9 protein-coding genes are annotated in these 7,825 nt (G+C 58.5%); 4 read left to right on the forward strand and 5 right to left on the reverse strand.

Annotation, left to right across the window (positions count from 1 at the left end):
* Positions 1 to 547 (reverse strand): nitroreductase family protein (locus H8S59_RS24965; protein ID WP_187523158.1); only part of this gene is annotated, 547 nt, incomplete at its 3' end.
* A 162-nt stretch (positions 548 to 709) separates the two neighbouring features.
* Here H8S59_RS24965 and H8S59_RS24970 point away from each other — a divergent pair.
* Together H8S59_RS24970 and H8S59_RS24975 are read left to right on the forward strand one after the other, a co-directional pair.
* Entirely contained in the window at positions 710 to 2,164 is a 1,455-nt protein-coding gene (locus H8S59_RS24970; RefSeq protein ID WP_187523159.1) for a TrkH family potassium uptake protein, read from the forward strand.
* Between the two features lie 81 nt (positions 2,165 to 2,245).
* Positions 2,246 to 2,557, forward strand: coding sequence for an Mpo1-like protein (locus tag H8S59_RS24975; RefSeq protein WP_095093427.1), 312 nt, complete (start codon positions 2,246 to 2,248; stop codon positions 2,555 to 2,557).
* Here H8S59_RS24975 and H8S59_RS24980 read toward each other — a convergent pair.
* Positions 2,554 to 3,381 (reverse strand): UDP-2,3-diacylglucosamine diphosphatase, encoded by an 828-nt coding sequence (locus tag H8S59_RS24980; protein WP_095093428.1) that lies wholly within the window; start codon positions 3,379 to 3,381, stop codon positions 2,554 to 2,556. The genes H8S59_RS24975 and H8S59_RS24980 overlap by 4 nt on opposite strands.
* A gap of 251 nt (positions 3,382 to 3,632) precedes the next feature.
* On the opposite strand from H8S59_RS24980, the gene H8S59_RS24985 reads away from it, so the two are divergent.
* Positions 3,633 to 4,514, forward strand: coding sequence for a DMT family transporter (locus tag H8S59_RS24985; protein ID WP_187523160.1), 882 nt, complete (start codon positions 3,633 to 3,635; stop codon positions 4,512 to 4,514).
* Here H8S59_RS24985 and H8S59_RS24990 read toward each other — a convergent pair.
* Positions 4,508 to 4,804 (reverse strand): Rdx family protein, encoded by a 297-nt coding sequence (locus H8S59_RS24990; RefSeq protein WP_187523161.1) that lies wholly within the window; start codon positions 4,802 to 4,804, stop codon positions 4,508 to 4,510. The genes H8S59_RS24985 and H8S59_RS24990 overlap by 7 nt on opposite strands.
* Positions 4,805 to 4,992: 188 nt before the next feature.
* Positions 4,993 to 7,017 (reverse strand): motility hub landmark protein FimV, encoded by a 2,025-nt coding sequence (locus H8S59_RS24995; RefSeq protein WP_246475608.1) that lies wholly within the window; start codon positions 7,015 to 7,017, stop codon positions 4,993 to 4,995.
* Here H8S59_RS24995 and H8S59_RS27030 point away from each other — a divergent pair.
* Positions 7,016 to 7,165 carry a hypothetical protein gene (locus H8S59_RS27030; RefSeq protein ID WP_246475610.1) on the forward strand — a complete coding sequence of 50 codons (150 nt, stop codon included), beginning with the start codon at positions 7,016 to 7,018 and terminating at the stop codon, positions 7,163 to 7,165. The genes H8S59_RS24995 and H8S59_RS27030 overlap by 2 nt on opposite strands.
* Positions 7,166 to 7,247: 82 nt before the next feature.
* Here H8S59_RS27030 and H8S59_RS25000 read toward each other — a convergent pair whose 3' ends face one another.
* On the reverse strand, positions 7,248 to 7,682 hold the full coding sequence (locus H8S59_RS25000; protein ID WP_095093432.1) for a MarR family transcriptional regulator: 435 nt from the start codon (positions 7,680 to 7,682) through the stop codon (positions 7,248 to 7,250).
* Positions 7,683 to 7,825: the final 143 nt, after the last annotated feature.

Here is a 7,825-nt window from a genome sequence, read left to right on the forward strand (position 1 = left end):
CACTGACGAAATCCACCACATCCACTTTCGCAGCTACCCGTGGTGGGTTCTGAGGCGTGCCCAGATACAGGAAAGCAATCACCTCTTCGTCATCCGCCAGGCCAAAACCTTTGGCGACGAGCGGCGAGCAGGACAGTTCACCCGTGCGCCACACCGCACCCACGCCCAATGCATAAGACGCCAGCAAGACGCTATGGGCCGCACAACCCGCGGTAATCAGTTGCTCAGCCTTCGGCACTTTGTAGTGATCCTGCAAACGGGCAACTACCACCACAACCAACGGCGCGCGCAATGGGCCGAGGCGTGCTTTTTCCAGTGCTTGCGGGGTTACTTCCGATCCGCTGGCCTGCAATGCCTGGGCAAGCAAGTCCCCCATCCGCTCACGGGCTGCGCCTTCCACCGTGATAAAGCGGAATGGCCGCAGCTGGCCGTGATCCGGGGCACGCATGGCCGCGCTGAATAGAATTTCACGCTGGGCTGCATCCGGGGCCGGGTCGATCAATCGTGGGACCGATACACGATTGAGCAATACGTCGAGCGCCTCCATGGGCTACCTCCTTGAAAAATGATGGGCCATTCTAGAGCCTGTGCACACGGATAACGAACGGCTGAGGCAATTACTTACATGCTGCGGCGCACAGGCCACGGTTTACTTGCCGTGGGCCGCAGGTAGAATGGCGCCTTTCCCCGAACTAGTCAGAGTGACTGCATGGCGTTGCCGACCCTTCGCATCATCGGTTTCATTATCGGCATATTCCTGATCACCCTGGCCATCGCCATGGTCGTGCCCATGGTGACCCTGGTGATCTACGATCGCTTTGAAGACCTGCGATCTTTCCTGTGGGCCAGTCTGCTGACGTTCATGGCCGGTCTGGCGCTGATCCTGCCGGGCCGACCGGAACACGTGCATTTGCGGCCGCGGGACATGTATCTGCTGACGGTTTCCAGCTGGATTGTCGTCTGCGTGTTTGCCGCCCTGCCATTTCTGCTTACCCAGCACATCAGTTACACCGACTCCTTCTTCGAAAGCATGTCCGGCATTACCGCGACGGGCTCTACGGTACTTAGCGGCCTGGACACCATGTCGCCGGGCATTCTGATCTGGCGCTCAATGCTCCACTGGCTGGGCGGCATCGGCTTCATCGGCATGGCGGTAGCGATTCTGCCGCTGCTGCGTATTGGTGGCATGCGTCTGTTCCAGACCGAATCTTCCGACCGCTCGGAAAAGGTCATGCCCCGCTCGCACATGGTGGCCAAGTTCATCGTGCTGGCCTACGTCAGCATCACCGCGCTGGGCAGTCTGGCCTTCTGGGCAGCGGGCATGAGCCTGTTCGATGCGATCAACCACGCCATGTCAGCCATTTCCACAGGCGGTTTTTCCACCTCGGACATGTCCCTGGCCAAATGGCCACAGCCGTCAGTGCATTGGGTGGCCATTGTGGTGATGATCCTGGGTAGCCTGCCGTTCACCCTGTACGTCGCAACACTGCGAGGCAACCGCGGCGCGTTGTTTCGGGATGAACAGGTGCGCGGGTTGCTGGGTTTGTTGCTGGTCACCTGGCTGGTACTCGGTGGCTGGTACTGGGCGACCACCGATTTGCCGTGGTACGACGCACTGCGCCATGTGGCCCTGAACGTGACGTCCGTGGTGACCACCACCGGTTTCGCCCTCGGGGATTACAGTCTGTGGGGCAACTTCGCGCTGATGTTCTTCTTCTATCTGGGCTTTATTGGTGGCTGCTCCGGCTCCACCGCTGGCGGAGTGAAGATTTTCCGCTTCCAGGTGGCCTACATCCTGCTCAAGGCCAACCTCAATCAGTTGATCCACCCGCGTGCAGTGCTCAAGCAGACGTATAACGGCCACCGCCTGGACGACGAAATCGTTCGTTCGATCCTGACGTTCTCGTTCTTCTTCACCATCACGATTTGCGGCATCGCCCTGTTGCTGTCGCTACTGGGACTCGACTGGATGACCGCGCTGACGGGCGCTGCAAGTACGGTGTCCGGCGTAGGTCCTGGCCTGGGCGAGACCATCGGCCCAGCCGGTAACTTCGCCACCCTGCCCGACGCGGCGAAGTGGATTCTGTCAGGCGGCATGCTGCTGGGGCGTCTTGAGATCATCACCGTACTGGTGCTGTGCATTCCGGCATTCTGGCGTCACTGATCGTAATGGCGTTTAATGTCAGCTGACGCAAAAGCCAGCTGGCATTAAACCCAATAGCGCCAACGATCAGGAACTCCAGCCATGGAAACCACCAAGTCGTTTACCCGCTTCGCCGATTTCTACCCTTACTATCTACAGGAGCATCGCGACAGCGCTTGCCGTCGCCTGCACTTCGTCGGCACCAGTCTGGTTATTTTCCTGCTGGCCTTTGTGATTGGCAGCGGCAGTTGGGGCCTGATCTGGCTCGTACCGCTGGCGGGATATGGCTTTGCCTGGGTTGGCCACTTCTTCTTCGAAAAGAACCGCCCCGCTACATTCAAGCATCCGCTTTATAGCCTGCTGGGCGATTTCGTGATGTACCGCGACATGCTGACGGGCAAAGTGCCGTTCTAGACCACCGGCTCGCTGGCCTCAAGTTCTTCTTCGACAGGCACTTCATCGCGCTGAAGATGAGCATCCGCGAGCCGAAACAGCTCAATAGTGCCGTCCAGATGTTCGATCAACGCGGTACAGGATTCGACCCAGTCCCCACAGTTGAGGTATTCCACGCCCCCGACCCTGCGCATCTCGGCGTGGTGAATATGCCCACAGACCACACCATCCAGGCCGCGCTTGACGCACTCGTGGGCAATGGCTTCCTCAAAGTCGCTGATGAAGCTGACAGCAGTCTTCACCTTGTGCTTGAGATACGCCGATAACGACCAGTAACCGTAGCCATACTTCGCCCGCCAGTGGTTCAGCCAGCGGTTGAGGGTCAGGGTGAATTCATAGGCCGAGTCACCCAGAAATGCCAGCCAGCGGTGGTAGCGGGTGATGACGTCGAACTGGTCACCATGGATAACGAGAAAACGACGCCCGTCAGCCGTGACGTGCTCGGCTTCATCCACCAGTTGGATGTTGCCCAGAATCAGTTTCGAGTAGCGACGCAAAAACTCATCATGGTTGCCGGTGACATAGATCACCTCGGTGCCGCGCTTGCTCATGGTCAGCAAGCGGCGGATCACATTGGTATGAGCCTGGGGCCAATACATGCCGCTGCGCAGCTTCCAGCCATCAATGATGTCGCCGACCAGATAGACCTTGTCGGCCTCGTAGCCTTTGAGGAAATGTGACAAGTGTTCCGCCTGGCAATCCCGTGTGCCCAAATGCACATCGGAAATCCACAAAGTGCGAACGCGTTGCTTACGGCTGGGTTTGGCAAGCTGAGCACTGGTCATGAACCATCTCCTGCTGGGTTTGCATGAGAATGCCCGGTGCCGGTTAATCGAATGTGACGGGGTTGTGGCAATGTCATGACAATGAACAGGAATAGTTGAACTGAATGCTTCAAGACGGGCGCTGGTAGACTGCCCTAGCGCCCCTGACACACGCTGTCTGGCGACAAACGATGGACCTGTAGGTGCTCGTGCGCTCCTACAGGTCAAATAGCCATTTCATGTTTGATAAGAGCTGCCCAGTAAGGAACTCCATGACTCCCCGCTCCGCCCTTGGCGCCTTGCATATCGGCGCATTGATGTTTGGCCTGACAGGCGTATTCGGCAAACTGGCCAGCGCCTCACCCTCCGTCATTGTGTTCGGGCGCGGAATATTCGCAGTCATTGCCCTGGCGTTCTTCGCCCGCTTTGCCAGCAAGACTGCATGGAAAACCTTGCAGCGCGCCGACTGGGCGAGACTAGCCCTGGCAGGCGTGCTGCTGGCCGCGCACTGGGTGAGTTTTTTCATTGCGGTAAAAGTTGCCGGTGTCGCTGTCGCCACGCTGGGCTTTGCCAGCTTTCCGGCCTTCACCGTGATACTCGAAGGGCTGCTGTTTCGGGAACGCATCCGCAGCAATGAAATCATTCTGGTGGTACTGGTCAGTGTCGGACTGGTGCTGGTGACCCCCGAATTCAATCTGGCCAGCGAGGCCACCAGCGGTCTGTTATGGGCGGTTTTTTCCGGGCTGACCTTTTCGTTGCTGTCGCTGGTCAATCGCGTCAGCTCGAAAACCGTCCCGCCGGTGCAGGCGGCGCTGTATCAGAACCTGATCGTCGCCGCTTGCCTGCTGCCGGTGGCCGCGCCTGAGCTGGGCAGTGTTCCGGCGCTGGACTGGTTGTGGATAGGTCTGCTGGGCGTATTCTGCACCGGTCTGGCTCACAGCCTGTTCGTGGCCAGCCTGGCAGTGATCAAGGCGAGAACCGCCGCGGTAGTGTTTGCAATGGAGCCGGTTTACGGCATCACCTTCGCCTGGCTGCTGTTCGCCGAAATCCCCACGTTGAGCATGCTGCTGGGAGGCGCACTGATCATCATCGCCATTGTGGTTTCCGGCCTGATGAGCAGTAAGACAAAACTTCAGGCCGCCACGACTCACTGACCCGGCGTCGTCTTGTCGTTGTGCCCAAGATCACGCTGAGGATCAATCTGATCGCGAACCCGCTGTTTGAGTGTCTTCGCCTCGGGGAATCCACCATCGGCCTTGCGCTCCCATAGCTGCACTCCGTCACAGGTGATGATGAATACACCGCCAGTGCCGGGTTGCAGAGAGACCTTGCCAAGGTCATCGGAAAATGTACTGAGCAATTCCTGAGCCAGCCATGCTGCGCGCAATAGCCACTGGCATTGCGTGCAGTAGGTGATGACGATTTCAGGTTTTACGGTAGACATGGAAAGGGTCTCAGGGACTAACTACAAATTGAATTAACAGCGGTTCTGTTGGAGCGAGGCTTGCCCGCGAAGAACGATAATGCGGTCTGTCTGACTTACCCAGTCGCCCGGTTCGCGGGCAAGCCTCGCTCCAACAGCATCACTGCCTGCTTCGCGACAGCTTGGTACCATTAACACTGTGGTGGCTCCTACAAACCAGCCAACAAATCGCGAGCCGTCTGTTGATGTTCTTCATCAGATTCATCGATCACCTGCTGCAGCAGCTCGCGAGCGCCCTCGATATCACCTTCATCGATCAGTACTTGAGCCTGATTGACTTTACTCAGCGGGACGTCTTCGAGATCGAGCAGGTCGAATTCGCCTGATTCATCCATAAAGCCATCCAGGAATGAGTCGTCCAGAGCGTCACTGTTTGACTCGATGATCCCCTCCTCTTCGGGAAAATCGCTGAGGAAGCGATCATCCGGAATTTCCTCTACGCCGGGCAGCTCGGTGAGATTCGAAGAGAACTCGGGCTCCTGAACCGGTGCATCCTCTTTCGGCGCTTCAGTTCGCGCAGCCATTGGCTTGTCGAAGGGATCCACCAAATCCCAGTCGGCATCCATCGACAAATCATCGAGGTTCAGCTGGAAATCATCAAAAGCAGGTTCAGGGTGGAGCGCTGCGGCAGCACTCTCATCAAGCTGGGCAGGCTCCTCCTTCGCAACTTCGGCCGCAACGATTGCTGCCGCTACGGGCGCTGCAGCAAGTACCGTCGGCATCTCGCCGGAAGCTTGCTCGGCAGGTTTGAGCTGTGGATAACGTGAGCGGATTTGCTGAACCTGTTCAGCCTCCACGCCATTCTCCAGAGCAAGCTGTTCTTCCTGAGCAAAACCTGCCGAGTCACCCTGCTCTGCCAGTAACTCGAGAATACGCACACGAATGTCCGTTCGCTCGGGCTGCTTGGCCAACGCATCGCGCAAAATTCCCATGGCCTCGGCAAACCGCCCATAGGCGATGTAGATGCTGACGCCATCCAGCGCATCGGTACTGCCTGCGGCTGGACGGGCCGGAGCCGGGCGTGAAGGTGCCGGAGCCGTGGCAACAGGCGTGGTCACTCTGGCAGCTACGGCTGGTGTGTCATAAGTGGGTACAACGGGCTCACGGACCGGGTTGCTCGGGGCTGGATCGACCACGGCTGGCTTGCGTGCGGATTGCTTGCGACGGTTACGTTGCACCGACCAGGCAAGCACGAGCAGCAAGAGCAGAATCGCCAGAGCCCCCACCAACAGCGGTGAGGTCAGGAAAGAATCACTCTGCGGCTCTGGACCGGCCGTCGGCGCTGCAACAGGCGCGTCGCCCGGCGGTGCTGCGACCGGAACGGGTTGTGCCGAGGCAGCACGACTTTCCGCCAGCTCGGTTTGCAGGCTGACTATCTGCTTTTCCTTGCCATCCATGGACGCCTGCATGCCCTGTAATTGGAGGCGCAGATCCTCCACGGTCTTGGTCAGCAGCTGATTTTCGATGGCTGAAACGGCGAGTTGTTCAGCGCCTCGCTGGGCCTCGGCAGTTGGTTGCAGGGCGGCGGCTGTTGATGCGGGTGCCGGATTACTGTTGGGCAAGACCGCTGCGTCAGGCAGCAACAAACTCTGCCCGACTTTCAGCGCAGTGCTGTCGCCGTTAGGAAAGGCCTGTGGATTGAGCGCCTTGATCCCGTCAGCCAGTCGCCCTGCCGAAGCACCGGCGCCCGTACCCTGCATGCGTCGGGCAATGGAATTCAGGGTATCGCCGCCCACTACAGAGTAACGCTTACCTTCCAGTGCCACGGGTGGCGCAACCGGCATTCGTGACTGCTCGGAACCCGGCGTCGCAGACGACCGGGGCCGTCCCGCCACCGCAGCACGACCTTCCGCAGAGGTCGCCGGGTCCAGCAGCAACGTGTATTCATGTAGCATGTCGCCGCCTGGCCGTATGACTTGCACCAGGAACTGCAAGTACGGCTCGGTGACCGGTTTGCTCGACACCACGCGAATCACGCCACGATTACCGCGAATGATCGGTGTGAAACGGAAATCATTGAAGAAGAACACCCGATCAACACCCGCGCGGGCAAACTCTTCGGGTGAAGCCAGCCTCGCGACGATGTCATCCGCGCTCAGGCCTGCTGTTTCAACCAGTTCGATTTCAGCGTTCAGCGGCTGATTAAGGGCCGAGTGCAGGGTGATGTCGCCCATGCCCAATGCGGACGCCAACGTCGAATACAACATCGATGCCGAAGATAAAGCCGCAACTATCAAGCCGCGACGTAAAGCGGTCCTGGCAAAACCTGATCGTGTAGCCGCCGGAGAGCTGTTGCGCATACAAACCCTTATCGAAACCTGAGAAGGCTTCTCTGCATATTCAATATATGGCGTGGACTTCAATGTCTTGGCTGCAAGTATGAGCGAGAAGAAGCTCGTGCGCCTCAGGATCTTTCGAGGTTCGCAAGGATTCGCGTATGGACGCGCATGCAAACCCGCAGCTCCTCTTCATCGATACCCGCAAACAGCTCGACCCGCAGTGCCGTGGCGATGGCTTCGATCTTCTGAATCAAAGGCCAGGCGGTGTCGCACAGGACGATTTTCTTGGCCCGGCGGTCTTCAGCCACTGCATGGCGCTGAACCAGGCTCTGTGCTTCAAGGCTGTCGAGCAGGCGTGCGAGGGTCGGACCTTCAACACCCACACTCTGCGCCAGTTCGCGCTGCGTTGGCGGTTCCTTGAAACGGGCGAGATGCAGCAGCACCAACCAGCGCGCCTGGGATAACCCCAGATCGGCAAGGCGCCGATCCAGCTCCGCACGCCAGCCTCGGGACATATGGGCCAGCTGCATACCGAAGCGATGTTCATCTGTCATTGGCATAGAAAAACTCGTGGTCGATACTAATTATTAGTCAGCTAACCATGACGTCAGGATTGAGGCAAGTGAGGGGTTGTAAGTAGATGAATGGGAGATCTGCTACCTGCGTGGGCGGTACTGTGTAGCGGCATCTGTGTCGTGGGACC

This window comes from Pseudomonas folii, assembly GCF_014357575.1.
In the GTDB taxonomy this organism is placed as follows: domain Bacteria; phylum Pseudomonadota; class Gammaproteobacteria; order Pseudomonadales; family Pseudomonadaceae; genus Aquipseudomonas; species Aquipseudomonas folii.